Here is a 24,081-nt window from a genome sequence, read left to right on the forward strand (position 1 = left end):
CATGGTCGTCCGTAAGAAGGTGGTCAGGGTCTGCCGCGAGTGCCACCGGGTCGTCGAAGGGGAGGCCTGTGTCATCTGCGGCACGGCTAACCTGAGCGAAGACTGGACAGGCTACGTCGTGATCATCGATCCCGAGCACTCGGATATAGCAAAGAAGATGAACATCACCCTACCCGGCCGGTACGCACTGAAGGTCCGCTGATGCTCCGGCTCCCCGAAGCGCACCGGGATCTCTTCAAAAAACCGTTCGGCACCCTCTATGGAAATATCGGCGAACTCCTTCCCCGGCTCCGGGGCCGGGCGGTCTACGCCGTCGGCGATGTGGTGACCCACAACCTCCTCGATGCAGGGGTCGTCCCGGAGATCGCCATCATCGACGGCTACACGATGCGCCTGCCCTGTACCCGTCTGCCCCTTCTCCTGACAGGAAGGCGCCTCGTGGCGAGGAACCCCGCCGGGACGATCACCGACGAACTCGTGGGCGCGATCGCCGATGTGGTCCGCGACCCGCCGGGGGTGATATTCGTCGACGGCGAGGAAGACCTTGCGGTCATCCCGCTCGTCCTCGCGGCGCCACCCGGCGCCGCCATCCTCTACGGCCAGCCGGGAGAGGGCGTCGTCCTCCGGATCGTCGATGAGCCGGCGAAACAGGAGGCCGCGTCCATGTTGAACTGCTTTGTGCGCGAGTGAGAGTGCGGCAACCCGGGCCCCATACCAGAGTTTAAATAAATCCGCCAACAACATTTTAGGGATATCGATGGATTTCGAAATTACCCGTGACGTGAGGAACGAGGTGTTGAGCCGGAGGGAACTTGCGTTTACCCTCACCTTCGACGGCCCGACCCCCTCGCGGAAGAGCATCCAGGAGAAGCTCGCCGCAATGCTGAACAAAAACGAGAGCCTCGTCGTGCTGGACCTTGAGCGGACCCGGTTCGGGGCGATGGAACTTTCCGGCCGTGCCCGGATCTACGACGACGAGGAGAGCAAGAAGTCGACCGAGCGGGAATACCTGCTCAAGCGCGGCGAGCCGAAGAAGGCCGAGAGTGAGGCGTGAAGGGCATGGCGGTCAAGAGGCACGAGTGCTACGAAGTCAAGGGGGACAAGGTTGTTCTGCAGAAGCGCCACTGCCCCCGGTGCGGCCCCGGCGTCCTGATGGCCGAGCACAAGGACCGGGTGGCCTGCGGTAAGTGCGGTTACACCGAGTTCCGGAAGTAGGTCCTCACCCTCTGATACCAATACGGTCACGGCGGGAGATCCCGGCCGCGGCCGGTCTTTTTCAACGGAGCGATACCTGTTTTATGCCTGATATGAGATCCGGAGACGGCCTGGTGCTGGGGCTTGAGGGGACGGCGTGGAACCTCAGCGCCGCCCTCTTCGGGGAGGATCTGGTCGCCCTCCACTCCTCCCCCTACGTCCCGCCGAAGGGCGGGATCCACCCGCGGGAGGCCGCGCAGCACCATGCCTCGATGATGAAGGAGGTCGTCTCCCGGGTGCTCACGGAGCCGGACCGGATTCGGGCGGTCGCCTTCTCCCAGGGCCCCGGCCTCGGCCCTTCCCTCCGGACGGTGGCGACCGCCGCACGGGCCCTCTCGATCGCGCTCGGCGTGCCGCTCGTCGGTGTCAACCACTGCGTCGCGCACGTCGAGATCGGGAGGTGGGCGACCGGATTTGCCGATCCGATCGTCCTCTACGCGAGCGGCGCGAACACACAGGTGCTCGGCTTCTTAAACGGCCGCTACCGGATCTTTGGAGAGACGCTGGATATCGGGCTTGGGAACGCGCTTGACAAGTTCGCCCGGAGCCACGACCTCCCGCACCCGGGCGGCCCGGCCATCGAGAGGCTCGCCCGCGAGGGTGACTACATCGAGCTCCCGTATACGGTGAAGGGGATGGATCTCGCCTTTTCCGGGCTTGTCAGCGCCGCCCAGGAGAGCACAGCTCCGCTTGGGGACGTCTGCGCCGGCCTGCAGGAGACCGCGTTTGCCATGTGCGTCGAGGTGACCGAGCGGGCGCTCGCGCATGCCGGCAAGGACGAGGTGCTGCTCGTCGGCGGGGTCGGGGCGAACGCGCGGCTGCAGGAGATGCTCCGGACGATGTGTGAAGACCGGGGAGCGTCGTTCGCCGTCCCGGAGCGGACCTATCTCGGCGACAACGGTGCGATGATCGCCTATACGGGAAAGGTCATGCTGGAGCACGGGGTCACGCTCCCCCTCGAAGAGTCGCAGATCCGGCCGGGTTACCGGGCGGACGAGGTGGAGGTCACCTGGCGGACCGGGCCCGGCGAGGTCTTCGCCGCCGGGCAGCCCGGCGGGGGGATCACCCGGGGCGCGGAGGCGGTCGTGGAGATCCGGGAAGACGACGTGGTCAAGCGCCGGACGAGCAAGCGCTACCGGAATCCGGGCCTCGACCGGCGGCTGATCGCGGAGCGGACCCGGGCCGAGGCCCGCCTGATAGCGACGGCGCGGCGCGCGGGCGTCCCGACCCCGGTGATCCGGGATATCACGGCCGATACGATCGTCATGGAGCGGGTCGAAGGCGACGTGCTGAAGTACGTCACCTCCACCGAAAACGTCCGCCTTGCCGGCGAAGCGGTCGGGAGGCTGCACGGGGCGGGGATCGTCCACGGAGACCTGACGACGAGCAACATGATCGTCCGCGGCGATCAGTGCGTCCTGATCGACTTCGGGCTCGCGTCGACGTCCGCGGAGGTCGAGAGCCGGGGAGTCGACCTCCACGTCTTCTTCCAGACGCTCGAGAGCACCACGGAGAACTTCGGGGAGTTGAGGGAGGCTTTCGTCGCGGGGTATGCAGAGGCGTTCCCGGGGGCGGACGAGGTCCTCTCCCGCGAGCACGAGGTGGAACTGCGGGGGCGCTACCTGTGAGGCTCGCGGTGGTGACGAGCAACGCGAACAAGGCGCGGGAGGCGGCCGCATACTTCGCGGGGGTGCTGGAGGTCGAGCACGTCGCGCTGGAATGCCCGGAGTTCCGCCACGCCGACATCGGGGAGATCGCCCGCGGCAAGGCGGAGTTCGCCTACGGGGTCCTCTCCCGGCCGCTGATCGTCGACGATACCGGGCTCTTCATCGACGCCCTCGGCGGGTTCCCGGGCCCGTGCGCCGCGTACGTCCACGACTCAATCGGGAACGCAGGGGTCCTGAAGCTCATGGAGGGCGTGGAGAACCGCGACGCCCGCTTCGAGACGGCGATCGCGTTTGCCCGGGAGGACGGCATCCGGATCTTCCGCGGGATCCTGCTCGGCACGATCGTCGCTCCCCGGGGGACCGGGGGGTTTGGCTACGACCCGATCTTTGCCTGCGAAGGAAGGACGCTCGCCGAGATGCCGCTCCCGGAGAAGAACCGGATATCGCACCGGACACGGGCGCTTGAGGCGTTTCGCGCATGGATCACGCAGGAGCGCGCCTCCTGACAGAACTGTTAATAGCACCAAGAACGAATAGTACCCAATCGACAAGTGGTGTTTTCAACATGGCACGATTTCCCGAAGCTGAAGCACGTCTGCTCAATGTAAAGGTCTGTATGAAATGCAACGCCCGGAACGCAATCCGTGCGACCCGCTGCCGCAAATGCGGCTCGGAAGAACTCCGGCCCAAGTCCAAGGAGCGCAAGGCGTAACGCCGCCGCAACTGCGGGCTCCGGGCCACGGCGGGGCCGGGGGTCCGGTATACTCTTTTTGACGCGTTCGGTGCGATACATGGGGAGCGGGGGCTGCCCGCCGCCCTTCAGGCACTGTAGTAGGTGACCTTCCGGCCCTCTTCGCTGTACTCGCCCCGGTAGGTCTCGATGTTGCGCTTGTAGCCGATCCGCTCCGTAAAGCCGAGATCGCGGAGCCGTTCGCGAACCCGCATCACGTCTGCCTCGTCGGCCCAGTCCCGGGTGTAGACGTATATGACGGCCCGCTCGTCGCGCGAATCCGGGTTCGGTTTGGCGGTGCTGACCTTTGCGGATATCCCGAGCAACCCCTTCGCCGTCTCGTCCCGGATCTTCCTCCACGCCTCGTCGGCCTCTTTTTGGGGGACAAAGATGAGCCATTTTCCCACCTGCTCGTCGTCGAGGCCCCGCGCGAGAGGTCCCGGCGCATCCTGGACGATCCAGTACATCCGGGTCGTCTTTGAGGGGAGGACACCCTCGCCCGCCCTGAGCGATGCGTAGACGGCATCGATCCCGCCGAACCGGCGAAGGAGCGCTCCGGCGAGATCCGGGTAATCCTCCCGGAACTGCTTGAAGACTGAAGCGACGTCAACTTCAAAATCGGTACCCTGTTCGACGAGTTCAAACAGGTAAGGACCCCGGAGACGGAGTTCACGGTTGAGGTAGACCTCAAAGATCCCGTACGCGACCTCGCCCAAGGACTCCGGATCGATCTCTTCCATACTTACTGGTAACTGCCGGGACCGTAAAAAGGGTTCTGTAGTGTTATCGGCCCAGCCGCCCGAGGACCAGTTCTGCGGCCCGCTCCCCGGAAAGCAGCATCCCGCCGAAGATCGGTCCCATGCGGCACTCCCCGGCAACGGCGTTTGCCGCCATCCCGGTGACGAAGAGGCCGGGGAAGACCTCACGCGTATGATCGAGGATCCGTGACTCGGCACGGTCGGCCCACATGAAACTCTCGCCCTTCACTGTGATCCGGCCGCCCTTCTGCTCGACCATCCGGGCGACCACGGCGTCGTGGCCGGACGCGTCGACGGTGCAGGTGCAGGCCACGGTGAGCGGGTCGACGTGCAGCCCGGCCATGTCGACCGGCGTCCAGTTGATGACGAGGCCGCCGACCCTGCCGTCGCCCCGGATCATGACGTCCTCGACGGTGGTGAGGTTGAAGAACTCGACACCGGCGTCACAGGCCGCTGCGGTGAGTTTGGCGACGGCTTCGACCGATTTCGCGACGTAGTAGCCCGGCTCGAACTCACGGGAGGCGATCCCGAACCGGTCGAGGAGCCGCCGTGCGTCTTCCTGGACGACGATCCTCTGAAACATCATGCCGCCGCCCCACATGCCGCCGCCGGTACTGAGTTTCTTCTCGATGAGTGCGCACCGGACACCCTTCTCGCCGAGGAGGGCCGCACAGGCGAGCCCTGAAGGTCCGCCGCCGACGACGGCGGCATCCATCTCGAGGTAGTCGATGAGCGCCCGGTGCTGCTCCTCGAGGATGGCCCTGCTGATGGTCACTTCGTTGAGCGTCATCCGTTCATAAGGTATATCGCCCCGATCTCATAAGGGCACTGGCGCGTGGTGCCGGATGCGCCAAAGACCGGTTCAAACGTGAGCACCCGGAGCGATTCCGGCATATATCTTAATAGCGATCCGATCCAATACATCTCTGTCATGAAGTGGACGCGCGATTTCGGTCTGACGATGAGGATGCTTCTGACGTCGTTTCTGCTCCTCATAGTCTACCTGATCTTCCTGGGCGTCCTCTACGCCCTTGGATTCCCCTTTGAGTTCCTCCTGCTGGTCGCCGCCGGGATGGCGTTCCTCCAGTATTTCTTCTCCGATAAGCTCGTGCTCTGGAGTACCGGCACCCGGATCGTCGAAGAAGACGAGTACCCGGAGTTGCACCGGATGATCGAGCGTCTCGCCGCGAGAGCCGGCCTCCCGAAACCGCAGGTGGGGGTCATGCCCTCCCCGGTGCCGAACGCGTTTGCGACCGGGAGAAGCCCGAGCCATGCCGTCGTGGCGGTGACCGACTCGATCATGCGGATGCTCACCCCACAAGAGCTTGAGGCGGTGCTCGCCCACGAGATGGCGCACGTGAAGAACCGGGATATGCTGACGCTGACGATGGCGAGTTTCCTATCGATGCTTGCCTTCCTGATCATGCGCAACTGGTTCTTCATGGGCCTCTTCGGCGGCGGTGGCAACCGCGACAACAACATGGGCGCCCTGATCCTGGTCTACGTCGTCTCGATCGTCGTCTGGCTGGTGAGCACCCTGCTCACCCGTGCGCTCTCCCGCTACCGGGAGTTTGCCGCGGACCGGGGCAGCGCCGAACTGACGGACAATCCCCGGGCGCTGATATCGGCGCTCAAGAAGATCAGCGGGCGGATGGATTACATCCCGGCCGAGAAGAAACAGGAAGTGGAGGGCGCAAACGCCTTCTTCATCATACCGGCTCTTTCCGGGAACACCCTGATGGAGCTCTTCTCCACGCACCCGTCGCTTGAGAAGCGTGTGGCCGCCCTTGAGGATCTGGCGGTCGGGGCGCCGTAACGGCCCCTGGAGCCATAGAAGATTCACCTTTTTCGTGATCCCGCTTCCGTTGCGGCGATGCCGGGGGTTCATACCCATACTCCCGGGTGGCGCCGCCGTACCGGGAACCCTCTCTCGCGGCCGGGAACTGCTGCCGGTGCTCGCGCCGCCGGGAAAGCACCGCACCCCAGAATCCAGGACTATTGGCAGCCAATCGCCGTATTAAGGGACCTATAATTTTATCCTCCCAAAATTATATAACACCCTTTTACCAAGAGGTGCCCGCTCTGTCAGTCACGGCATGACCCCGGATACCCCGGGAGAACCGGCGGATCGGCCCGCAGCACCGCGCCGGTGCAGCCCGGGGGCTGCCGGAGGCAGTCCCGGGGTAGAGCCCGTTCCCACCGTCGTCCTCATCGCGGCCCGGCCCCAGTCACGAGCACCCGGGTCCGGCAGAAACAGGTGATTACAATGGCTTTAAAACGAATCCTGAGCATCCTTGCCATTATGTGCATCCTCGCCCTGGCCGGTCCCGTCCTCGCGGTCCCGGCGGCGGAGGATCTGTCGCAGCCCCTCCCTCCGGGCGATGCCCGGGAGGCGAGCCCGGCGACGATAGCGTTCGCGAAGGGGGATACCCTCGCAGATAACCTTCCGGAGAGTATGAAGGTCATGGGGAGGTATAACGTCACCATCGATCCGGCTGAGGTTTTCACGATCCAGCCTATCAACCTCGACAACCCCATTGAGGTTAAGAGAGACACGCCGATCGGCGCACTGGACGCAGTGGCCAGGACGGGGGCGTTGAATTACTCGACATTCCTTCGCACTGCCGATAACCGGCTGATACTCGACAGCATCGACGACTACCTCTACCAGCAGGGCCAGTTCTGGTTTGTAATCTACGAGAACGGGAGTTACATTACGTCAGACACTGATGTGTGGGGGTACTCCGTATCCGACGGTGAAACCATCTGGTTCATCTACTGCGATCTCACGGATTACGAGCCCCGCTACGAATCACGCCTGGACCATGCCATTGCAGGGTTGTCGATCAAGGTCACGCATGGTACTAACGTCACACCAGCACCCGTCACACCAGCACCCGTCACACCAGCACCCGTCACACCAGCATCCGTCACACCAGCACCCGTCACACCAGCACCCGTCACACCAGCATCCGTCACACCAGCACCCGTCACACCAGCACCCGTCACACCAGCACCCGTCACACCAGCACCCGTCACACCAGCACCCGTTGAGGAGCAGAGCCTCATCGATGTGATCGCCGCGAACGATAACCTGTCGTTCTTTGCAGTCCTGCTCAACGCAACAGATCTGGTGACCACGCTGCAGAGCGGCGGGCCGTATACGGTCTTTGCGCCGAGCAACGATGCGTTTGGCAACCTGTCGCGCGAAGCCTTCTCCAGGATCCTCGTCGACGAGAACGAGCGGACGCGGGTTCTCTCCGCCCACGTGGTCAACGGCAGTTATACGGCCGCCGATCTCCTGAATATGACACAGGGCGGGAATACCACGACGCTCAGGACCCTTGCCGGGGAGAACCTGACGGTCTCCGCGAACGGCAGCGTGCTCAACGTCAACAACGCCATGATCATCGTCCCGGACATCAGTGCCAGTAACGGTGTCGTCCATATCATCGATGAGGTCCTTGGCCTGCCAGCAGAGGGGCCGGCGCCGACCACACCAGCGGTGGTGACTCCAGAGCCGACCATGCCCCCGGGGGTGGTACTGCCGCCGCCGACCCCCGCAGTGGAGACTCCAGGGCCGACCATGCCTGCAGTGGTGACACCGATGCCGACCATGCCCACGGCGAGGTAGTGGTGACCCCGGCATCACCGGTTGCGGCGGCCCGTGCCTGTCCGGGGACGGCACACGGCTGCCACCTCCGCCTCTTTGCACCCGACGGTAACCGGAAGCGGGGGCCTCTGGAGGCGCTCCGTGAGCAGAGGGCTTTGCCGGCGATGGGGTATGACAGGTCTTCCGGCCCGGGATGGCGCCCGATCCGGATGCCTTCCGGGGGCTTCTCGGGATCGTCCGGCAATCTGGCACCAGCAAACCCCGGGATCCCCGCCACGGGGCTGCAGGAGGAAGATGGCATACCGGGCCGGGCAGGGGTAGGCGGACCCGGGCTCCGCAACGGTATGCTGGAGGAGAGAGATCCGTATCTTTTTGAGCGGTACGCCGGGTAGAACGGCTGAGGGTGGTGATGCGGGATGAGCGGCGTCAGGAGATGGACGATAATCATAACCTGTATTCTGGTACTCTGTCTGGCTGGAACTGTATCCGGGAGCAAACAGGCGCCTGATCCGGACGATACCGTATGGCCTGACGGAGTTTCTCTCATCAGTGCGGTCCACGAGGACCAGGGAGACCCGTTTCCGTATACGGTGAACGGGAGTAGCGGGGACGTGCGAGTGGCATATAACTACACGCCCGGCGACCGGAGGACCTTTATCTGCACTAATTTTGTGACCAACGAGGACTACATCGTCAACGCAACGTGTGTAGGGATCGGAGAGCACTGCTACGTGTTTGTCGAGGAAGGCTGGCCTCTTGCACAGAGGGAGGCTGCGGACCTCATGAACGCCTTCGATCATACCATATACCCCGTGGTTACGGCGACGTTCGGCAACGAGACGGGCGTCGACAGGGATCCCAGGGTGTACATCGTGCTGCTCGACATCCGTGACGACAGCCTTTACAACAGCACGAGTGCCGCCACGGCAGGATATTTTGATGGGAGCACCAAAAACAAGATAGATGTCGTCTTCCTGGATATCGACCAGTGGGGGACCAAGAGGAAGTCGACGCTCGCTCACGAGTACCAGCACCTCATCCATCACTCCCACGACGCCCATGAGAGGACGTGGATCAGCGAAGGATGCAGCGAGTATGCGGAACTCCTCTGTTTCGGCACCCAGAACCGGGCAAACGTCCGGTCTTTCACCCGTCTCCCCGACACCCCTCTCGTGGTGACCGATAGCCAGTGGCACCATTCGGATGACGAGACAACCGGGGCGCACTACGGGGCAAGTTTCCTCTGGATCCTCTACCTTGCGGAGAACTACGGAGATCGTTCGGGGTATCCCGGCCACGAGGTGTTCTTAAAGGACCTCGTGGCAAACGAACTCCCCGGGATGCAGGGGGTCACCACGACGCTTGCGGGATACGGGTTTGCAGAGTCGTTTGAGGACGTCTTCAAACGCTGGGTGGTCGCCAATTACCTCGATGCAGACGGGGCCAATCCACCGTTCGGGTATGCAGGCATCGATATCACTCGGTACCCACAGGGGGCCGGGTGGGTCAACCTCAGCACGCAGACCGTGTCGTCGCACTCGTTCCCCGAGCAGGAACTCCTGCCCTGGTCTGCCGCCTACTACGAGGTGGGTACACGCGACCCGGGCCTGGTCTCGTACACGAACGACCGGGGCTTCTGGATGGAGAAGGTCGTCAACAGGGACGGGGAGGCGGTCATCGTCGTCTCGCCCCTTGAGGACCGGGGGGCGTTCGTCCTGACGGTATCGGAGGAGGCGGGCAACCGGTCCGCCGGCACCGCGGCGAACGGGACGCCCCCGCTCGCGCCTGCAGCACCCGGGGTGGCCGGGTGAACCAACCGCCCAACCGCCCAACCGCCCAACCGCCCGGCAGCCTGCGGCACGCCGGGCGGACTACCGTCAGACCGGCCGGGGGGCTGCAGGGAGCAGGCGCCGGGTTCCGCGGCGGTGGGCGGGGCCCCTGCATTCAGGGATATCTTAATAACGCATAGCGCCAGAGGTGTATAGACATACCAGTACGCATCGATGGTCTAGTGGTATGACTTTGGCCTTCCAAGCCAATAGCCCGGGTTCAATTCCCGGTCGATGCATGGGGCTCGTGGTCTAGCTGGTTATGACGCTGCCTTCACACGGCAGAGATCTCGAGTTCGAATCTCGACGAGCCCATCCTTAACGGCTTTTGCGTTGAAACGAGACAATCTCGGCCTATTCCTGTTCTGACGTCGTACACAAACTGACCGGAATCCGGGCGCCATCCGGACTCTTCACAGCGCTTCGATCACGTTCCCGACCACAGACTCAAGACCCTCACCCGAACACGCGATGGTGAGATCGGCATACTTCTCGTAGAGCGGCGCACGCTCGTCGTACATCCCCTGGAGGCTCTGGCCCGGAAGGAGGACTATCCCTCGGGTCGTGATGTTCTTGAGCCGCTTTTTCATCTCCTCGTACGCGATCTCCAGGTATACGACCGCCCCTGCCGACTTCAGGTGTGCCATCGCAGCCCCGCTGCAGACCACGCTGCCGCCCGTCGCAATCACTGCACGGCAGGGATGCAGGGAGAGGATCGCCTCCTCCTCGATCCGCTTGAACGTATCCGGCCCCTCTCCGTCGAGGATCTCCTGGAGCATCCTCCCGGTCCGCTCCTGGATCAGGATATCCGTATCGATGAACTGCATCCCGAGGGATTTTGCCAGGATGACGCCCACGGTGCTCTTCCCTGCACCGGGCATGCCGATGAGAATGATGTTGTGGTGATGCATACTGCTCCCGGAACCCGAGGGACAGAGGGTTCGTTGATATCTCTGTGGGATTCCGAGGAAGATGAAGGTTGTCCGGGTGATCATCCCTCATCTACGGTCATGACGCTTCGACATACCAGAAATTCGAGATCCTGGACGCCATCCATGATGGAGAGGCAGGCCCTGCCTAAAAATTATCGAAGCAGGTAAAGGATTAACATATCTTCATCCAGATCATAGTCGTCGACTATGACACGATAATGCTTCTGAAAGGGTTTCGGTGAATCGGGGGGGATCCCCAGCGTTTTGCATGCTTCAAAATAGTCAGTCCCTCCTCCTATGAACCATGGGATATCTTCATTTGAAAAAAGCGGAGACAAATGAATACAGAGATTACAAAGGGCAAAATACTCCCCTTCTTTGGGATCCTCTTCGGTCCTACAATAGTAATCAAACAACTCTGAAAATTTAATCACTTCGTTCCCATAATCCTCGTACAAAACTCTGGTCATCGACAATTCTTCAAGATCTTCTTCTACATCGATATTCCCCACCTCATCATTTGCAGTATCAGTCCCTTGATCCCTCGGGAGCTCCTCTTGCGCCATGAATCTCAATTAACCCACACATAGATAAGAGTAATACACGAGGGTTCAACCGCGTAGAACGTTTAGTTCAGGCCGTTTGCCGGGTCTAAGGTCAACGGTACACCTGAGGTCGTCCCAAAAAGATCTATAAACCTTCAGCACACCCTGATCGAGACACTCACCTCCGAGGATTCTACCATCTGAACCATATTCAGGGCAAGGAGGGTGAAACGGCTTCCCATTGGGTATCACCACTCAGAAGAGGGGCCGGGAGGGAACACCCCTCCTCCTAGTAACGGTGTTTTGGGACAACCTCCCTCGCAATGCACCACTGAAAAGGAAGAAAGAACGCTATGGTATCGTTCCCCTCACGATCTCACCGCAGGAAAACGGTCCCCATATCATTAACAAAAACAAAATCCTCAAAACCCCTCATCCTTCCTCAGTTTGATAGAAACCCTTCCCCCGCGTACCTGAACGGCAATCCTCTCCATGATCTCCTCCCTCAACCCCTCCGGAAGTCTTCCTGCCTGCCACTCCCGCTCCGCAGCAGCCTTAGCCGCAGCACCGGCCTGGTCCGCCGCCGCGACGGCTTTAAGCGCATAGTAGGCCGCCCCGTAGGCGTGCTGGGGGACGTGGGCGGTCGCCACCGCCTGGCCTGCTGCACGCGCTGCAAAGCAGGCCGCATCGTTATCCTTCGCGCCGCGGGCCGCGGCATGGGCGGCGAGAGACGCCCCGCGGATCTCAGCCATCCTGAATACACCTGTCCTGACCCACGCCCGGCATGCTTCGATGGCGTTTCGCGGCCGGTTATCCTCCGGATACGCCGTCTCGAAGAGCGGGAGCACCCGCTCGGCGCAGTCCGCGGCCCAGGCTGCCATCGTCATCTGATCCTCTCTGCTGTACTTCTTCACAAGCAGGTGGTATGAGCCTCCAGTATTTTGAGATACCACAGGGAAGGCTACGTCAACCTATGTTGACATAGCACCGACACCCCTCTTCTAAGTCAACGCGAGTTGACTTACACGGACCCGCCCTCACGTACGAGCGCCGCTCCGCAGAACAGGCAGGCCCTCCTACAGGGCACCCGATCCCCCACAGCTGCAGCCGCAGAGGGATTGAATTATGGTGCATGAACGCTTCACCCGGCACCATCGCCTGTTCAGAAGAACGGCGGCCCGGGCCGTCTTCCTCCTTCTCGCGATCGTCTTCGGGCGGGCCCGGCGGGCACCGGAAGAAGCCGGATAACACCGCTCCGCGGTCAGGGCTCTGCGGGTGAACGATCTTGCGACGATGCTCCCCGGCAAACCTTGAATCACCGGCACATTCAATCAATAACCAGCACAAGGACAGGAGAGAGCATGAGCAAGACAATCATCACCGTCGTCGGGAAAGATGCAGTGGGAATTATCGCGAAGATCTGCACGTATCTTGCCGAAAACCGAGTCAATGTCGAGGATATCTCGCAGACGATCGTGCAGGGGTACTTCAATATGATGATGATCGTCGATACCAGCGGATCAACAAAACCGTATGCCGAAATGGTGATCGAACTTGAAGACCTCGGCGATGATATCGGCGTTAAAGTCCGGTGCCAGCGGGAGGACATTTTTACGAAAATGCACCGTATCTGAGGGACATTTATGATCACTATCTTCGAGGTAAACGAGACGAACAAGATGATCGAGCAGGAGAAGCTCGATGTGAGAACCATCACGCTCGGCATCAGCCTTCTCGACTGCTGCGACCCCGATCTCGATACCTTAAACCGGAATATATACGATAAGATCACCCGGCTGGCAAAGGATCTCGTCTCGACCGGGAGGGAGATTGAACTCGATTACGGGATCCCGATTGTAAACAAGAGAATATCCGTAACCCCCATCGCATTTGTCGGCGGGCGAGCCTGCAAGTCCCCGGAGGATTTCGTAGAGGTTGCAAAGACGCTTGATCGGGCCGCAAGGGATACAGGGGTCAACTTCCTCGGGGGATACTCGGCCATCGTCTCGAAGGGAATGACCCCGGCCGATGAAGCCCTCATCCGCTCAATCCCGGCGGCTCTCGCCTCGACCGAGAGGGTCTGCAGCTCGGTAAATGTCGGCTCGACAAAGACCGGGATCAACATGGATGCCGTAAAACTGATGGGGGAGATTGTACGGGAGACAGCCGAGGCGACGAAGGAGCATAACTCTCTTGGCTGTGCGAAACTGGTCGTCCTCTGCAATGCCCCCGACGACAACCCGTTCATGGCCGGGGCTTTTCACGGTGTCTCCGAGGCCGATGCAGTTATTAACGTGGGCGTAAGCGGCCCGGGCGTCATCAAGCATGCACTCGAGGGTGTCAGGGGAGAGAACTTCGAGGTCCTTTGCGAGACAGTCAAGAGGACGGCCTTCAAGGTCACCCGCGCAGGGCAGCTCGTCGCCCAGGAGGCATCGGAGAGGCTCGGGATCCCGTTCGGGATCGTGGATCTCTCTCTTGCCCCCACACCCTCCGTCGGGGATAGTGTCGCCGGGATCCTCGAGGAGATGGGGCTCGAGTCGGTCGGTGCACCGGGGACGACGGCCGCTCTTGCTCTCTTAAACGACCAGGTGAAGAAGGGAGGGATCATGGCGAGTTCCTTTGTCGGCGGGCTCTCGGGTGCATTCATCCCGGTCAGCGAGGACCAGGGGATGATCGATGCGGTGAACCGTGGCGCCCTCACGTTCGAGAAGCTCGAGGCGATGACCTGCGTATGCTCGGTCGGCCTCGATATGATCGCAATTCCGGGCGACACACCCGCCTCGACCATATCCGGTATCATCGCGGATGAGGCTGCAATCGGGATGATCAACCAGAAGACGACCGCTGTTCGGCTGATCCCGGTGATAGGAAAGGATGTCGGCGACACCGTCGAGTTCGGCGGACTGCTCGGGCATGCACCCGTCCAGAGGATAAACAGGTTCGGCTGCGCCGACTTCATAAACCGCGGCGGACGGATCCCCGCGCCGATTCACAGTTTTAAGAACTGATTGCAGGAGGTTCGGTCCACTTTTTCCCAAATTCCGGCGGCACGTCGACGCTCTCCACCAAACCCTGGACCGACAGCACGCCTCGCCTTATCATCGACCATGCCGGAACCTGCCAACCTCGAACCCACAGCAGCGCTGGTGATGCTCTGGGCGGCGCTCGCGCGGGTCCCCCGCTATACCGGCAACATCAACGTCCTCCGGCATACCCCCGGATATTTCAGGGGCTGAATCTCAGATGAGGAGAGAGCGTATCGTATCAGACTGATTGAGCGCTACAGGCACGGCCACGCCAAGCTGAGTGAACCCCGCAACCTGCTACGTTCGTGGGTGATCCGGTTCCAGGAACCATACCTGATGCACCAATCGTTCTTCGCTCCATACCCCGCCGAACTCGTAGATCTGCCGGGAAAGATCACCGATCGCGGAAGAGATGTCTGGAATACCAGGGAAGACTCGCCAACGTAATCGCATCCCTGCTCCCGACAGGAAGCCGCACTCACTGTCTCCCGGGCATCTCTAGCCGCCCAGCACAACCGTTATCACTGCGATTATGATCCCGATGGACGATGACCCGAACCCGTACAGCACTTTCGAGAAGAAATTCCGATCAAGCGTCCTCATGTAGCCGATACCGAAGAGCAGGAAGATCCCTGCAAGGTTCGAGACAGCCAGGGCCTGCCCGACATCACCTATGACAGAGAACGGCAAGACGACGATCACGCCGGCCCCCGCGGAGAGGAGGAAGGTGCCGAGGATGATCGTCGCCGCCTCACGGGGAGACATCTTCTTCCGGTTCTCCACGCCGGACAGGAACTGGGAGAGCCTCTCGTAGAACTGGAGCCGGTCACCCTCGGGTATATTCCGGAGGACCGTATCATCCAGCTGTTCTCCTATAAGGGAGAGGGCGGGACCTCTCCGCTCACCGGATCGCGAATACTCGATGATGCGGTTCTCCTGCCGGATGATGTAGCTCCGCTCCCAGATGTAAAACATCCCGTCCGCAATACCCCAGGCGATGCAGCAGAAGAGGGCTGCAACTACGACTCTCCCGACGATAAGCCCGGATATCTCCGGATATCCCCGCAGCACGCTGGTGAACGTCATGGCGATGATCACGCCGTACATGACCTCGGCACCCGTCCAGTACCTGCCGATATAATCTGCGAGGGGCATACGCGGTCCTTCGCACGACAGAATACCGTCATCCGATATGAACATACTCCCAGGGCCGCATGGAACATTGCAGTCCCGTATCCCCGACAGCCATGGGCATCCCCCCTGGCTCCCGGCGCTGCCGCGGGCGAGCGCTTATAACATTCCGGGGCGAGAGGAACTGTTATGCATCGGATCATCGCCTGGAACGAGCTCTGGAAAGCGATCCATGCGAGCTCGCCCAAACATGCCGCAAGGGATCGCGATCCCGCCGCCGTCTGGGATAAACGCGCCGCCGCCTACCGGCGGGCCACCCGCGGCGAGAAGCGGGCGGCGGAGCAGGAACTCGCACTCCTGAACCTCGCGGCCGGCGACACCGTGTCCGACGTGGGTGCGGGGACGGGATGTCTTGCCGCACCGATCGCCTGCACCGCCGCCAACGTGACGGCCTTCGACCCCTCGGGAGGCACGCCCGCTGTCATCCGGGAGCAGATGGCCGCCGCAGGGCTGACCAACTACTCCACAGTTACGATGCGCTGGGAGGACGCCGTGATCGGGAGAGATGTCGAGCCGCACGGCGTCGTCATCGCGGCGTTCTCGCTCGACTTCTACGACCTCGCCGCCGCGGCGCTCCGGGCGGTCTACCTCTTCTGGCACGCGGGCGAGTGGCGGGGCCCCGGCGAGATGGCGCTGTACCGGGCGATCCTCGGGGAAGAAGCAGCCATGCGGAAGGGGTACCCGGACTACATCCATCCCGTCAACATCCTCGACGACGCCAGGATCTATCCGAACGTCCGGATCTACCACGCCGTCTGGGACGCGGTCTACGACTCCCCTGAAGAGGCCGCCCGGACCTGGGCAGCGAGGCACAGCCCCGACCAGGAGGACCTCACGCCCGTCGGGAGTACTTCGATCGGGTCTCTCCCGGAGCGAGTCCGGGAAGTACGTCGAGACGACGGTAAGGCCGAGCGCCGCGGTCTGGTGGGTAAAGGATGAAGAGATGACCGGCCGATAGCGATCAGCGTCGGAGAACGCGTCTTCGCTCCACCGTCCACAGTCTTTGCACCTCCGGGACACTTCGCAGCCCTGACACCGGAGAGGCTCATGAAACGGCAGACCGGTTCTCCCGGAGGGGCTCACGTTCCCGGACACTTTATAAGCCCTCAGATGAACCTCTCCACCAGATGCAGAACCATCCCTACGTCGACCTGAACGCCATCGCGTGGGCGGCAATGGACCAGTACGGCTTTATCCCCGCTTTCCCGCCGTCCGTCCTCCGCGAAGTCGGCGCCCTTGGCGAGAGAGTCTTTCCCGACACCCCCAGCAACCCCCGCGACCTCCGGTCCCTCCTCTGGTCGTCGATCGACAACCACGATTCCCGGGATCTCGACCAGATAGAAGTCTGCGAAGAAGGGCCGGGCGACGAGATCCAGGTCAGGGTCGCGATCGCCGATGTCGACCTCTACGTCCCGGTAGGATCGGCGGTCGACCGGCATGCCGCCCACAACGGGACCTCGGTCTACACCGGCGTCGAGACCTTCCCGATGCTGCCCGACCGCCTCTCGGCGGGCGCGACCTCGCTCCTCCCAGGAGAGGATCGCATGGCAATCGTCATCGAGTACACCGTTCTCCCGGACGGGAGCGTAAAATCCGGCGACATCTACCGGGCGATCGTCACGAACCGGGCGAAACTCGTCTACGAGGAGGTCGGGGACTGGCTGGAAGGGACCGGCCCTATCCCCCGGGCGGTCAGGGAGACGCCGGGCCTCGCGGAGCAGGTCCTCCTCCAGGACAGGGCCGCGATGCGCATGAAGAGGCGCCGGACGGAGCAGGGAGCGCTCGCCCTCGAGACGATCGAGGCCGAACCGGTCATGGCGGACGGACGGGTCAGCGGTCTCGCCATCCAGCAGCAGAACCGGGCGCGGTGCCTGATCGAGGAGTTCATGGTCGCAGCGAACGGCACCGTGACGGTGTTCTTGAGCGAAGCCGGCCTCCCCATGATCCACCGGGTCGTCCGCACACCGAAGAACTGGGAGGGGATCGCGAGGGAGGCGGCGGAACGCGGCGAGATCCTCCCTGCCGGGCCGGATGCGGGGGCGCTCACGCGGTTCCTCATCCGGCAGAAGGCGGCCGACCCCGACCGCTTCCCCGACCTCTCCCTCACGGTGGTGAAACTGATGGGGGCGGGCGAGTACGTGGCGTTCCGGCCCGGGGATATCCCGGTCGGCCACTTCGCCCTCGCCGTCACCGACTATACCCACGGCACCGCCCCGAACCGGCGCTACGTCGACCTCATCATCCAGCGACTGATAAAATCGGTCGTCGGCAAAGAACGCTACCCGCCCTACACGCCCGCCGAACTCGACGACCTCGCCCTCCGGATGACCGACCGCGAGAAAGCCTCTCAGAAGGTCGAGCGTTTCGTCCGGAAGGCAGCCGCCGCGGTCCTGCTCCGGGACAGGATCGGCGAGACGTTCGAGGCCTTCGTCACCGGTGCCTCGGAGAAGGGGACCTACGTCAGGCTGATCGACCCGCCGGCGGAAGGGAAGGTCGTGCTCGGCGAGCACGAGCTGCGGGTCGGCCAGAGAGTGCGGGTCCGCCTGGTGGCGACGGACCCGTACCGGGGGTTCATCGACTTCGAACGCGCCGGGTGAGGGAGGGGCCTCCCGGGGCCTGGTCGGGGCCGGGCGGCGAGTATTCACGATGATAGTGTCCCATCTCTCTTCAAGACCGGCACTCCATTTAGATCTACTAAGAAAATAGCGTCAAAGACGATGCCGGTCTTGAAAAAACCACATGATGCCCACAGGGCCACATGCATACCGGATGAAAAAGGGTGGGGCATTTTCATACGAAAAGGAGGGTTTAGCGTTCAACCGGGGGCTTTCAGCCCGGGGAGTTCCCGCCCTGCCCCCTTCTACTCCTGAAGGTGGAACCGTTCAGAGAAGCCCCAGGATACCGATGATTATTGCGATAACACCGATGATCGTCTGGAAGCCGCCCAGCCACGTACCGAACTTCTCGAGATACACACCGAGACCCGGGATCACGTGGAACGCACCAGTCAGGAGGATGACCCCTACCAGGAAGGCAACTATGCCCTGCAGTGAGGCGATCCCCAGCAGTCCGAGGATCATCATGATAATCCCTATGATGACCTGGAAACCGCCCAGGAACTTGCCTGCCTTCTCAAGGAAGCCACCGAGAACAGGCAGGGCCCCTATAATTCCTGCACACAGTACCAGTCCACCGATTATGTTCATTATCGCGGTTATTGCCACAAATCTACCTCTATTATACCTATTTACACCTTTTCACTATAAATAACCTCCTTTTAATTAAATAAATTTAGAGCATTTTATGATAATTTAACAAATATTATTGCTCCTTTTCCTAACAGGTGTTGCCTGCTTAACTTTTGGAAGACGGAACTATATGTGACTTCACCCCCTCACACCGGGGGCGACCAGGGGTTTTTTCAGCCCCGGCTTGGTGTCCAGGTCGCCGCACCCTGAACCCGGTCCGTCATCCCACAAAGCAGGCAGGAATGGACCTGTTCAGATAATGTCCCGGTGACAGGCATTCCATACCGGGAACAGGGGTCGTCAGAACCCCTGCCTGGAGGGAGAGAGACCCCTCAAATCCCGGAGACGATGCCCATGGGAGGTCCCGCCGGACCGAGAGGACCCCGGTAGCGAATTCGCAAAAAAGAAGAGATCTATTGCATCCTATCCAGGTGAACGTCCACCTGCGGGAAGGGAATCTCAACCCCATTCCCACGGAATGCCCGGAGGACGTCACGGGTCAGGTCACCCCGCACCCGCCAGAAGTCCGGCGTTGCTGTCCATGCCCGCAGGGAGAGGTTCACCGAAGAGTCAGCCAGTTCGCTGACGACGACCGCCGGTTTTGGCGATGGGAGTACCGCTTCGTGGGCTGCCATCAGGTCGGTGGCGACCCTGATTGCCAGGTCAAGGTCACTGTTATAGGCGATCCCGACCTTGACCTCGACACGACGGGTATCCATCCGGCTGGAATTGATCACCGGGCTTCCCCAGACAAGGGAGTTTGGGATGGTGATGTAGGTGTTGTCGGCCTTCACGAGCTCGGTCGCCATGATCCCGACAGATGTGACCGTCCCGGAGATGCCCTTGATCTCGACAAACTCGCCCTTGTCGATGGGGCGGAGAGCCGCCACCCAGACCCCGGCGGCGAGGTTGGTGATGGTGTCCTGGAGGCCGAAGCCGAGGATGAGCCCTATCACCGCCGAGGCCCGAGCACCACAGAGGAGACGTCGATCCCAAGCGTCGCGAGGACAACGAGGACGAGGACCACGTAGAGCAGAACCGAGAGGAAGCGGACAAGAAATTCGATGACCAGTTCGGGCAGGTGTGAAGCCCGGGAGAGCGCCTTTGTGAAGGCAGAGATGAGCACCCTCACAACGATCCACCCAATCACGGCGACGATCACGGCGAGGATGACCTTTCAAGTGTAATCTCAGAGAGCGGAATGGTAGTAGTGTTGAGGATATCTACGATCTCCATGCTGAAAAGTGGCGTGGCAGATCAGATAATACTACACGGCCGGATGGGCGAAAGGACAGGAGCATCGCCATAGCCACGTCTGCACCCCACCGCAGGGTCAGACCGGGGTGCGGCAGGATCTTCGCAGCGCCGGGGCACACCGGACAGGCGTCGTGATCATGATCAAATCCGCACTTCAAAGGGAGGCGGGATTATCCCGTCGCAGGGATGCCGCTTGCTCCAGAGATTGCACACCTGGCGGCTGAATGCACGGGCCGCCCGGTTCAGTAACCGGCTGTTCCCGGACCAGGACCAGGGTTATCCTCCCATCCTCGAACTCTCTGGCGAGGATCGCATCTTGCCGATCGCACTGGGGTGCCGTAGACGCGCCGAGAACGCTGGTCCTCAAGAGGCAGAGCGTATCCGGCACCGCCGGAGCGCGTCGTCGATGGTCGGCACGGTCTTGTTCACGCCTGAGACGAGGACGAGGTGGGCCGCGGCGTGGGGCCATGCCCCATCCGGCTCCCGCCCTTATCGCACCACGATCTCGCCCGATTCGGTGATCGCCTGCACGCCGGAGAGGAAGTAGTCGGCGGCCACGCCTTTGCGGCGGAGCGCATGCCGCTTCTCCGTATCGTTCTCGGCGGTGATGACCGCGTGGTAATCCCGCCACCCTTTCCGATTCTCCCTGATCACCCGGTCAAACCCGATCTCGGCCAGGGTCGTCGAGGAGCCGTACATCACCTCGGCGCCCCCGGGCAGCAGGTCGACGACGGCCCGGAGCGCTTCCTCGGCCGTATCCACGAGGATCACCCTGATGTTCCGGGCCTCGATCGCCTCAACCATTTTTTCGATCGTCGCGTCGTCCGGCATCCGGTTCCATCGCCCTGCATCCACCCCGGCATCCTTCAACAGGTTGACCGCACTGTATTTCGTATCTTTCGCCATCTGCTGGGTTGCATCTGCCATCTGATCACCCGGGCACGGGAGGACGTCATCCCACATATACTTCTGCATGGGCCGAACCGCGCAGGGCAGGCACCGGGCCGCCGGATGAACCCCGTGGTCCGCATGGGCACGCCGGGCCGACCGGGGTCCAGTTTCGCCGGCCCGGGACGGTTCCCGGAGGGCGTCGGCTCCCCGACTACCCGGCCCGGGGGGCCGTCGAATCCCCGAACGGGCAGATCCTACCCCGGCAGTCCGGGAGCGGGCTCAAAGGAAGTCCGGCGGTACCGGCACAGCAAAGATTTTAGATGTGAGCGTGAACAGGGATCGAATGTTTGAGCAAGCTCAGTGTATCATCGACACCGCCATACACTTCGATGCCTTCCTGCCTCTATTCATAGAAGAGTACGGGTTATTCGCGTACTTCTTTGTCTTCCTTATAGTATTCCTCGAGACGGGGCTCGTCATCGCCCCCTACCTCCCGGGCGATTCGCTCCTCTTCCTCGTAGGCGCGATCTCCGCACACGGAGACCTCAACGTCCTCCTCGCCACCACACTGCTTGCTCTCGCAGCAATTGCAGGCGATACCATGAACTACTGGATCGGGAGGTCCTTTGGTGTCCGCTCAATATCGAGAGGCATCCCCTTCGTCAGGAGACAATACCTCGAAAGAACCGAGGCCTACTTCAAGGAGTACGGCGGGAAGACGATAGTTATAGCCAGGTTCATCCCATTCATCCGGACCCTGGCGCCGTTCCTTGCTGGAGCAGGGAAGATGGACTATTCCCGGTTCGTCGTGTATAATGTATCCGGGGGAACGTTATGGGTCTCAGGATTCGTTCTGGCAGGTTACTTCTTCGGGAACCTCCCCGTGATATCCGAGCACTTCAACATAGTCATACTCGCAATCGTCGTGGTCTCCCTGATCGGGGTGGGCTCCACGATCCTCGAGCTCAAAAAGGTGTAATATCGATCGGTTGTGGTGGGGATTCCATAGTTATAGTGTTCCGGCATTTTGTTGCCGTTCTGTATAACCACACGTCGAAAGGCTTGCGCTCACACCCCCTTCGATTGCGCTTCGGAGCGTCGCATATCTCCTGACGGGGGAGGGAGACCCCTGGTAACCAGAGCATCCCGGGTTTTTCGGCCCTGAGACTGCGGCCCTAATCCCGGCTATTATTCACCGGCAATACCGCAAAAAACCTGTAACACTCGAAAATTCCTCGTGTCAGGGAGAGGTATTCCAGATGTCCCACATATTCTTCCAGCCATCCGCTGTATGTTTCCACACGACAACGAACTTAATCTTCTGCTCGGCAGGCGTTCCACCCGGGGGACGGATCCTGAGGATGCCCGTTCCCCTCTCGTGCAGACAATCGCCGATCCCGGAGAGCTCGATCGTGGTTAATTCTACCCCCTTCACGCCCGATGCTATGACCGCTCTCCAGAACTCCTCGATCGCCCCTCTGCCCTCGACCATGGGAGCGTCCGGGGGGAAGACTACAGCATTCTCGGCAAAGACAGATGCCGTTATCGAGGCATCCCCTTTCAGGAATCCTTCAGAAAATCTCTTGTTATTTGTATCGATGGCCTTCCTTACTTCATCAGCAACCATATCCTATCCTCAGTAGAACGTCGTATACGTTCGGACTCACCAGGGTCCATCGGGATATTTAATGGTATGCGGGGGCTGCACATCCTCCCGGAAAGAGGGACCAGGAGATCCGGCAGGGGTTCCTCAGGGCCGTCCCGGAACAGAAGTGTCGGACCCGGCCAGTACCTTTATCCGCCCGTGTCTCATCCCACCCCAATAACTTTAAGGGCTCTATCGCAGAGGGATGCCCGATGAAAATTATAGCCTTTAACGGGAGCCCCCGTGCGGAGCAGAGCAACACGCACGTCATGGTCGAGGCGTTCCTCGCCGGGGCAGAGGGTGCGGGGGCGGAGGTCGAGAACGTCTTTCTCGCCGGAAAAAAGATCGGGCACTGCCTGGGCTGCCTCTCCTGCTGGTTGAAGACCCCCGGAGCCTGCATCCAGGCAGACGGGATGGAGGAGCTGCTGGAGAAGTACCTCTCCGCCGACGTGGCAGTATTTGCCACGCCGCTCCATAACGACAACGTCTCGGGACTCATGAAGAACTTCATCGACCGCCTCCTGCCGGCCGGCGACCCCCACTTCGAGAAGGACACAAACGGCGAGGTTTGCCATGCCCGGGGGAGAAAACCTGCACCGAAATTTGTCATGATCGCAAACTGCGGGTTCCCCGAACAGAGCCACTTCCAGGTGCTCCGTCTCCTCACCAGGAGGATGGCGAGGAACTACCATACGGAGTTCGTCGGCGAGATCTACCGGGGAGCGGGGAGCCTGCTCCAGGACGAAGAGTTGAAACCGTTCGTCGACGCCTATCGGGACCTGCTGCGGCGGGCCGGTGCAGAGGTCGTCAGAGAGGGACGGATCTCGCCGGAGACCGGCCAGCGCCTTGAAGAGCCCCTGATCCCAACACCGGACTACGTCGAGATCTTCCTCGTGAACGCGAACGCCTTCATGGATGGAGCCATCGCGGCGAACCGGAGATCATAACCCCTCCTGCCATACCCCTCGCGCCCGGTACACGTACGAGTATCCCGGCCTGGTCCCCGGAACGGGGTGAGACGGCCGAAAAAGGGTTCAGCGAGCCGGCGCGGCCTCCGGGGCCGCTTCCTCAGCCTCCGCCGGCCCGCTGTCCCAGATGAGTGCGTTCGCCATCTCGGTCATGATCACCCTCGAACCGGGAGGGACCCTGATTGCATCACCCACATCCTCAGGGGCCCCTGCCCAGACGACCTGGTGCCTGAACTCCCCGCCGGGCAGCAGCACCACGACGCTGTAGGCGCTCATATCCTCTCCAGGTGCACCCTCCTCCTCACCAGGGGTGATCCGGTAGCACGTAAACGTGACCGGTCCCGGCTCTCCTGACATCCTCTCTTCTGCTCCACCTTTCATATGCATTCCTCCGCCACCCGGGCGGGCGGGATCCCCGCGGTTCTGCACGGCCTCCCGCTATTCATTGGGGCCGTCTCCTCCCCCGGACCAGGACCCCGCCTCACCCCGGAGAGCCACCCCCTCTGGATCCCCTCCTAATAATACCT

At 61.6% G+C, this 24,081-nt stretch carries 31 protein-coding genes and 2 tRNA genes; 21 read left to right on the top strand and 12 right to left on the bottom strand.

The window, feature by feature from the left end; all coding sequences use genetic code 11:
• The first annotated feature begins 1 nt into the window (after window position 1).
• The 7 genes from spt4 to QZ408_RS06595 all read left to right on the top strand — a co-directional run bounded on the left by spt4 (window position 2) and on the right by QZ408_RS06595 (window position 3,633).
• Window positions 2-202: a transcription elongation factor subunit Spt4 gene (spt4, locus tag QZ408_RS06565; RefSeq protein WP_292490430.1), complete on the top strand. Its 201-nt coding sequence runs from the start codon at window positions 2-4 to the stop codon at window positions 200-202.
• Window positions 202-690 (top strand): GTP-dependent dephospho-CoA kinase family protein, encoded by a 489-nt coding sequence (locus QZ408_RS06570; RefSeq protein WP_292490431.1) that lies wholly within the window; start codon window positions 202-204, stop codon window positions 688-690. The genes spt4 and QZ408_RS06570 overlap by 1 nt, the downstream gene beginning before the upstream one ends.
• Window positions 691-757: 67 nt before the next feature.
• Window positions 758-1,054: a 30S ribosomal protein S24e gene (locus QZ408_RS06575; protein WP_292490432.1), complete on the top strand. Its 297-nt coding sequence runs from the start codon at window positions 758-760 to the stop codon at window positions 1,052-1,054.
• Window positions 1,055-1,059: 5 nt separating this feature from the next.
• Window positions 1,060-1,215, top strand: coding sequence for a 30S ribosomal protein S27ae (locus QZ408_RS06580; protein ID WP_014867313.1), 156 nt, complete (start codon window positions 1,060-1,062; stop codon window positions 1,213-1,215).
• 83 nt (window positions 1,216-1,298) lie between these two features.
• A complete protein-coding gene (locus QZ408_RS06585; protein ID WP_292490433.1) occupies window positions 1,299-2,882 on the top strand; it encodes a bifunctional N(6)-L-threonylcarbamoyladenine synthase/serine/threonine protein kinase in 1,584 nt (527 codons plus the stop codon).
• Entirely contained in the window at window positions 2,879-3,427 is a 549-nt protein-coding gene (gene rdgB / locus QZ408_RS06590) for an RdgB/HAM1 family non-canonical purine NTP pyrophosphatase (RefSeq protein WP_292490435.1), read from the top strand. The genes QZ408_RS06585 and rdgB overlap by 4 nt, the downstream gene beginning before the upstream one ends.
• Before the next feature lie 59 nt (window positions 3,428-3,486).
• The gene (locus tag QZ408_RS06595) at window positions 3,487-3,633 is read left to right on the top strand and encodes a 50S ribosomal protein L40e (RefSeq protein WP_248535191.1); all 147 of its coding nucleotides are present in this window, start codon (window positions 3,487-3,489) and stop codon (window positions 3,631-3,633) included.
• 107 nt (window positions 3,634-3,740) lie between these two features.
• Here the strand turns inward: QZ408_RS06595 and QZ408_RS06600 are convergent, their stop codons facing one another.
• Together QZ408_RS06600 and QZ408_RS06605 are read right to left on the bottom strand one after the other, a co-directional pair.
• Window positions 3,741-4,391, bottom strand: coding sequence for a putative phosphothreonine lyase domain-containg protein (locus tag QZ408_RS06600; protein ID WP_292490436.1), 651 nt, complete (start codon window positions 4,389-4,391; stop codon window positions 3,741-3,743).
• 43 nt (window positions 4,392-4,434) lie between these two features.
• Complete coding sequence (locus QZ408_RS06605; protein WP_292490437.1) at window positions 4,435-5,199, bottom strand: sulfide-dependent adenosine diphosphate thiazole synthase; 765 nt, start codon at window positions 5,197-5,199, stop codon at window positions 4,435-4,437.
• Between the two features lie 141 nt (window positions 5,200-5,340).
• Between QZ408_RS06605 and htpX the strand changes: the two genes are divergently transcribed.
• From htpX to QZ408_RS06630, 5 genes are all read left to right on the top strand, one after another.
• Window positions 5,341-6,225 (top strand): zinc metalloprotease HtpX, encoded by an 885-nt coding sequence (gene htpX / locus QZ408_RS06610; protein WP_292490438.1) that lies wholly within the window; start codon window positions 5,341-5,343, stop codon window positions 6,223-6,225.
• Between the two features lie 450 nt (window positions 6,226-6,675).
• Entirely contained in the window at window positions 6,676-8,043 is a 1,368-nt protein-coding gene (locus QZ408_RS06615; RefSeq protein WP_292490439.1) for a fasciclin domain-containing protein, read from the top strand.
• Window positions 8,044-8,639: 596 nt separating this feature from the next.
• Window positions 8,640-9,833, top strand: coding sequence for a hypothetical protein (locus tag QZ408_RS06620; RefSeq protein ID WP_292490440.1), 1,194 nt, complete (start codon window positions 8,640-8,642; stop codon window positions 9,831-9,833).
• A gap of 186 nt (window positions 9,834-10,019) precedes the next feature.
• Window positions 10,020-10,090, top strand: a tRNA-Gly gene (locus tag QZ408_RS06625).
• A gap of 2 nt (window positions 10,091-10,092) precedes the next feature.
• Window positions 10,093-10,166 (top strand) — tRNA-Val (locus tag QZ408_RS06630).
• A gap of 98 nt (window positions 10,167-10,264) precedes the next feature.
• Here QZ408_RS06630 and QZ408_RS06635 read toward each other — a convergent pair.
• From QZ408_RS06635 to QZ408_RS06645, 3 genes are all read right to left on the bottom strand, one after another.
• The gene (locus tag QZ408_RS06635; RefSeq protein WP_292490441.1) at window positions 10,265-10,762 is read right to left on the bottom strand and encodes a shikimate kinase; all 498 of its coding nucleotides are present in this window, start codon (window positions 10,760-10,762) and stop codon (window positions 10,265-10,267) included.
• 173 nt (window positions 10,763-10,935) lie between these two features.
• On the bottom strand, window positions 10,936-11,349 hold the full coding sequence (locus QZ408_RS06640) for a hypothetical protein (RefSeq protein ID WP_292490442.1): 414 nt from the start codon (window positions 11,347-11,349) through the stop codon (window positions 10,936-10,938).
• Window positions 11,350-11,750: 401 nt separating this feature from the next.
• Window positions 11,751-12,242, bottom strand: coding sequence for a putative immunity protein (locus QZ408_RS06645; RefSeq protein ID WP_292490443.1), 492 nt, complete (start codon window positions 12,240-12,242; stop codon window positions 11,751-11,753).
• 211 nt (window positions 12,243-12,453) lie between these two features.
• Here QZ408_RS06645 and QZ408_RS06650 point away from each other — a divergent pair, with 211 nt between their 5' ends.
• From QZ408_RS06650 to QZ408_RS14860, 5 genes are all read left to right on the top strand, one after another.
• The gene (locus QZ408_RS06650) at window positions 12,454-12,576 is read left to right on the top strand and encodes a hypothetical protein (protein WP_292392383.1); all 123 of its coding nucleotides are present in this window, start codon (window positions 12,454-12,456) and stop codon (window positions 12,574-12,576) included.
• Window positions 12,577-12,689: 113 nt separating this feature from the next.
• Window positions 12,690-12,962, top strand: a complete 273-nt coding sequence (locus tag QZ408_RS06655; RefSeq protein ID WP_292490444.1) for an ACT domain-containing protein — start codon at window positions 12,690-12,692, stop codon at window positions 12,960-12,962.
• Window positions 12,963-12,971: 9 nt separating this feature from the next.
• The gene (locus QZ408_RS06660) at window positions 12,972-14,336 is read left to right on the top strand and encodes a PFL family protein (protein ID WP_292490445.1); all 1,365 of its coding nucleotides are present in this window, start codon (window positions 12,972-12,974) and stop codon (window positions 14,334-14,336) included.
• A gap of 99 nt (window positions 14,337-14,435) precedes the next feature.
• Entirely contained in the window at window positions 14,436-14,564 is a 129-nt protein-coding gene (locus QZ408_RS06665; RefSeq protein WP_292490446.1) for a hypothetical protein, read from the top strand.
• Window positions 14,565-14,801, top strand: a complete 237-nt coding sequence (locus tag QZ408_RS14860; RefSeq protein WP_365995708.1) for a DUF1722 domain-containing protein — start codon at window positions 14,565-14,567, stop codon at window positions 14,799-14,801.
• Window positions 14,802-14,852: 51 nt separating this feature from the next.
• On the opposite strand, the gene QZ408_RS06670 is transcribed toward QZ408_RS14860, so the two are convergent.
• Window positions 14,853-15,509 (bottom strand): hypothetical protein, encoded by a 657-nt coding sequence (locus QZ408_RS06670; RefSeq protein WP_292490447.1) that lies wholly within the window; start codon window positions 15,507-15,509, stop codon window positions 14,853-14,855.
• A gap of 165 nt (window positions 15,510-15,674) precedes the next feature.
• Here QZ408_RS06670 and QZ408_RS06675 point away from each other — a divergent pair, with 165 nt between their 5' ends.
• Together QZ408_RS06675 and QZ408_RS06680 are read left to right on the top strand one after the other, a co-directional pair.
• Entirely contained in the window at window positions 15,675-16,484 is an 810-nt protein-coding gene (locus QZ408_RS06675; RefSeq protein ID WP_292490448.1) for a class I SAM-dependent methyltransferase, read from the top strand.
• 188 nt (window positions 16,485-16,672) lie between these two features.
• Window positions 16,673-18,142: an RNB domain-containing ribonuclease gene (locus QZ408_RS06680; protein WP_292490449.1), complete on the top strand. Its 1,470-nt coding sequence runs from the start codon at window positions 16,673-16,675 to the stop codon at window positions 18,140-18,142.
• Window positions 18,143-18,427: 285 nt separating this feature from the next.
• On the opposite strand, the gene QZ408_RS06685 is transcribed toward QZ408_RS06680, so the two are convergent.
• The 4 genes from QZ408_RS06685 to QZ408_RS06700 form a co-directional block, all read right to left on the bottom strand.
• Complete coding sequence (locus QZ408_RS06685; protein ID WP_292490450.1) at window positions 18,428-18,769, bottom strand: hypothetical protein; 342 nt, start codon at window positions 18,767-18,769, stop codon at window positions 18,428-18,430.
• A 437-nt stretch (window positions 18,770-19,206) separates the two neighbouring features.
• Window positions 19,207-19,749 (bottom strand): mechanosensitive ion channel family protein, encoded by a 543-nt coding sequence (locus tag QZ408_RS06690; RefSeq protein ID WP_292490451.1) that lies wholly within the window; start codon window positions 19,747-19,749, stop codon window positions 19,207-19,209.
• Window positions 19,746-19,943 (bottom strand): hypothetical protein, encoded by a 198-nt coding sequence (locus QZ408_RS06695; protein ID WP_292490452.1) that lies wholly within the window; start codon window positions 19,941-19,943, stop codon window positions 19,746-19,748. The genes QZ408_RS06690 and QZ408_RS06695 overlap by 4 nt, the downstream gene beginning before the upstream one ends.
• A 596-nt stretch (window positions 19,944-20,539) precedes the next feature.
• Complete coding sequence (locus tag QZ408_RS06700) at window positions 20,540-20,977, bottom strand: LUD domain-containing protein (RefSeq protein WP_292490453.1); 438 nt, start codon at window positions 20,975-20,977, stop codon at window positions 20,540-20,542.
• Between the two features lie 307 nt (window positions 20,978-21,284).
• On the opposite strand from QZ408_RS06700, the gene QZ408_RS06705 reads away from it, so the two are divergent.
• Window positions 21,285-21,920, top strand: coding sequence for a VTT domain-containing protein (locus QZ408_RS06705; protein ID WP_292490454.1), 636 nt, complete (start codon window positions 21,285-21,287; stop codon window positions 21,918-21,920).
• A gap of 261 nt (window positions 21,921-22,181) precedes the next feature.
• Here QZ408_RS06705 and QZ408_RS06710 read toward each other — a convergent pair whose 3' ends face one another.
• Window positions 22,182-22,568, bottom strand: a complete 387-nt coding sequence (locus tag QZ408_RS06710; protein WP_292490455.1) for a DUF4440 domain-containing protein — start codon at window positions 22,566-22,568, stop codon at window positions 22,182-22,184.
• 230 nt (window positions 22,569-22,798) lie between these two features.
• Between QZ408_RS06710 and QZ408_RS06715 the strand changes: the two genes are divergently transcribed.
• Window positions 22,799-23,533 carry a flavodoxin family protein gene (locus QZ408_RS06715; protein WP_292490456.1) on the top strand — a complete coding sequence of 245 codons (735 nt, stop codon included), beginning with the start codon at window positions 22,799-22,801 and terminating at the stop codon, window positions 23,531-23,533.
• 87 nt (window positions 23,534-23,620) lie between these two features.
• Here the strand turns inward: QZ408_RS06715 and QZ408_RS06720 are convergent, their stop codons facing one another.
• Window positions 23,621-23,935 carry a hypothetical protein gene (locus QZ408_RS06720; RefSeq protein ID WP_292490457.1) on the bottom strand — a complete coding sequence of 105 codons (315 nt, stop codon included), beginning with the start codon at window positions 23,933-23,935 and terminating at the stop codon, window positions 23,621-23,623.
• Window positions 23,936-24,081 lie beyond the last annotated feature (146 nt).

Origin of the sequence: Methanoculleus sp. 10 (assembly GCF_913757945.1) — an archaeon.
In the GTDB taxonomy this organism is placed as follows: Archaea; Halobacteriota; Methanomicrobia; order Methanomicrobiales; family Methanoculleaceae; genus Methanoculleus.

Coding starts and splice junctions, on each gene's coding strand:
- QZ408_RS06675 (WP_292490448.1), top strand. CDS start 15,675: ATGCATCGGATCATCGCCTGGAACGAGCTCTGGAAAGCGATCCATGCG.
- QZ408_RS06670 (WP_292490447.1), bottom strand. CDS start 15,509: ATGCCCCTCGCAGATTATATCGGCAGGTACTGGACGGGTGCCGAGGTC.
- QZ408_RS06710 (WP_292490455.1), bottom strand. CDS start 22,568: ATGGTTGCTGATGAAGTAAGGAAGGCCATCGATACAAATAACAAGAGA.
- QZ408_RS06715 (WP_292490456.1), top strand. CDS start 22,799: ATGAAAATTATAGCCTTTAACGGGAGCCCCCGTGCGGAGCAGAGCAAC.
- QZ408_RS06605 (WP_292490437.1), bottom strand. CDS start 5,199: ATGACGCTCAACGAAGTGACCATCAGCAGGGCCATCCTCGAGGAGCAG.
- QZ408_RS06720 (WP_292490457.1), bottom strand. CDS start 23,935: ATGAAAGGTGGAGCAGAAGAGAGGATGTCAGGAGAGCCGGGACCGGTC.
- QZ408_RS06660 (WP_292490445.1), top strand. CDS start 12,972: ATGATCACTATCTTCGAGGTAAACGAGACGAACAAGATGATCGAGCAG.
- spt4 (WP_292490430.1), top strand. CDS start 2: ATGGTCGTCCGTAAGAAGGTGGTCAGGGTCTGCCGCGAGTGCCACCGG.
- QZ408_RS06655 (WP_292490444.1), top strand. CDS start 12,690: ATGAGCAAGACAATCATCACCGTCGTCGGGAAAGATGCAGTGGGAATT.
- htpX (WP_292490438.1), top strand. CDS start 5,341: ATGAAGTGGACGCGCGATTTCGGTCTGACGATGAGGATGCTTCTGACG.
- QZ408_RS06635 (WP_292490441.1), bottom strand. CDS start 10,762: ATGCATCACCACAACATCATTCTCATCGGCATGCCCGGTGCAGGGAAG.
- QZ408_RS06595 (WP_248535191.1), top strand. CDS start 3,487: ATGGCACGATTTCCCGAAGCTGAAGCACGTCTGCTCAATGTAAAGGTC.
- QZ408_RS06575 (WP_292490432.1), top strand. CDS start 758: ATGGATTTCGAAATTACCCGTGACGTGAGGAACGAGGTGTTGAGCCGG.
- QZ408_RS06580 (WP_014867313.1), top strand. CDS start 1,060: ATGGCGGTCAAGAGGCACGAGTGCTACGAAGTCAAGGGGGACAAGGTT.
- QZ408_RS06700 (WP_292490453.1), bottom strand. CDS start 20,977: ATGGCAGATGCAACCCAGCAGATGGCGAAAGATACGAAATACAGTGCG.
- QZ408_RS06570 (WP_292490431.1), top strand. CDS start 202: ATGCTCCGGCTCCCCGAAGCGCACCGGGATCTCTTCAAAAAACCGTTC.
- QZ408_RS06705 (WP_292490454.1), top strand. CDS start 21,285: ATGTTTGAGCAAGCTCAGTGTATCATCGACACCGCCATACACTTCGAT.
- QZ408_RS06665 (WP_292490446.1), top strand. CDS start 14,436: ATGCCGGAACCTGCCAACCTCGAACCCACAGCAGCGCTGGTGATGCTC.
- QZ408_RS06600 (WP_292490436.1), bottom strand. CDS start 4,391: ATGGAAGAGATCGATCCGGAGTCCTTGGGCGAGGTCGCGTACGGGATC.
- QZ408_RS06640 (WP_292490442.1), bottom strand. CDS start 11,349: ATGGCGCAAGAGGAGCTCCCGAGGGATCAAGGGACTGATACTGCAAAT.
- QZ408_RS06650 (WP_292392383.1), top strand. CDS start 12,454: ATGGTGCATGAACGCTTCACCCGGCACCATCGCCTGTTCAGAAGAACG.
- QZ408_RS06615 (WP_292490439.1), top strand. CDS start 6,676: ATGGCTTTAAAACGAATCCTGAGCATCCTTGCCATTATGTGCATCCTC.
- QZ408_RS06680 (WP_292490449.1), top strand. CDS start 16,673: ATGCAGAACCATCCCTACGTCGACCTGAACGCCATCGCGTGGGCGGCA.
- QZ408_RS06585 (WP_292490433.1), top strand. CDS start 1,299: ATGCCTGATATGAGATCCGGAGACGGCCTGGTGCTGGGGCTTGAGGGG.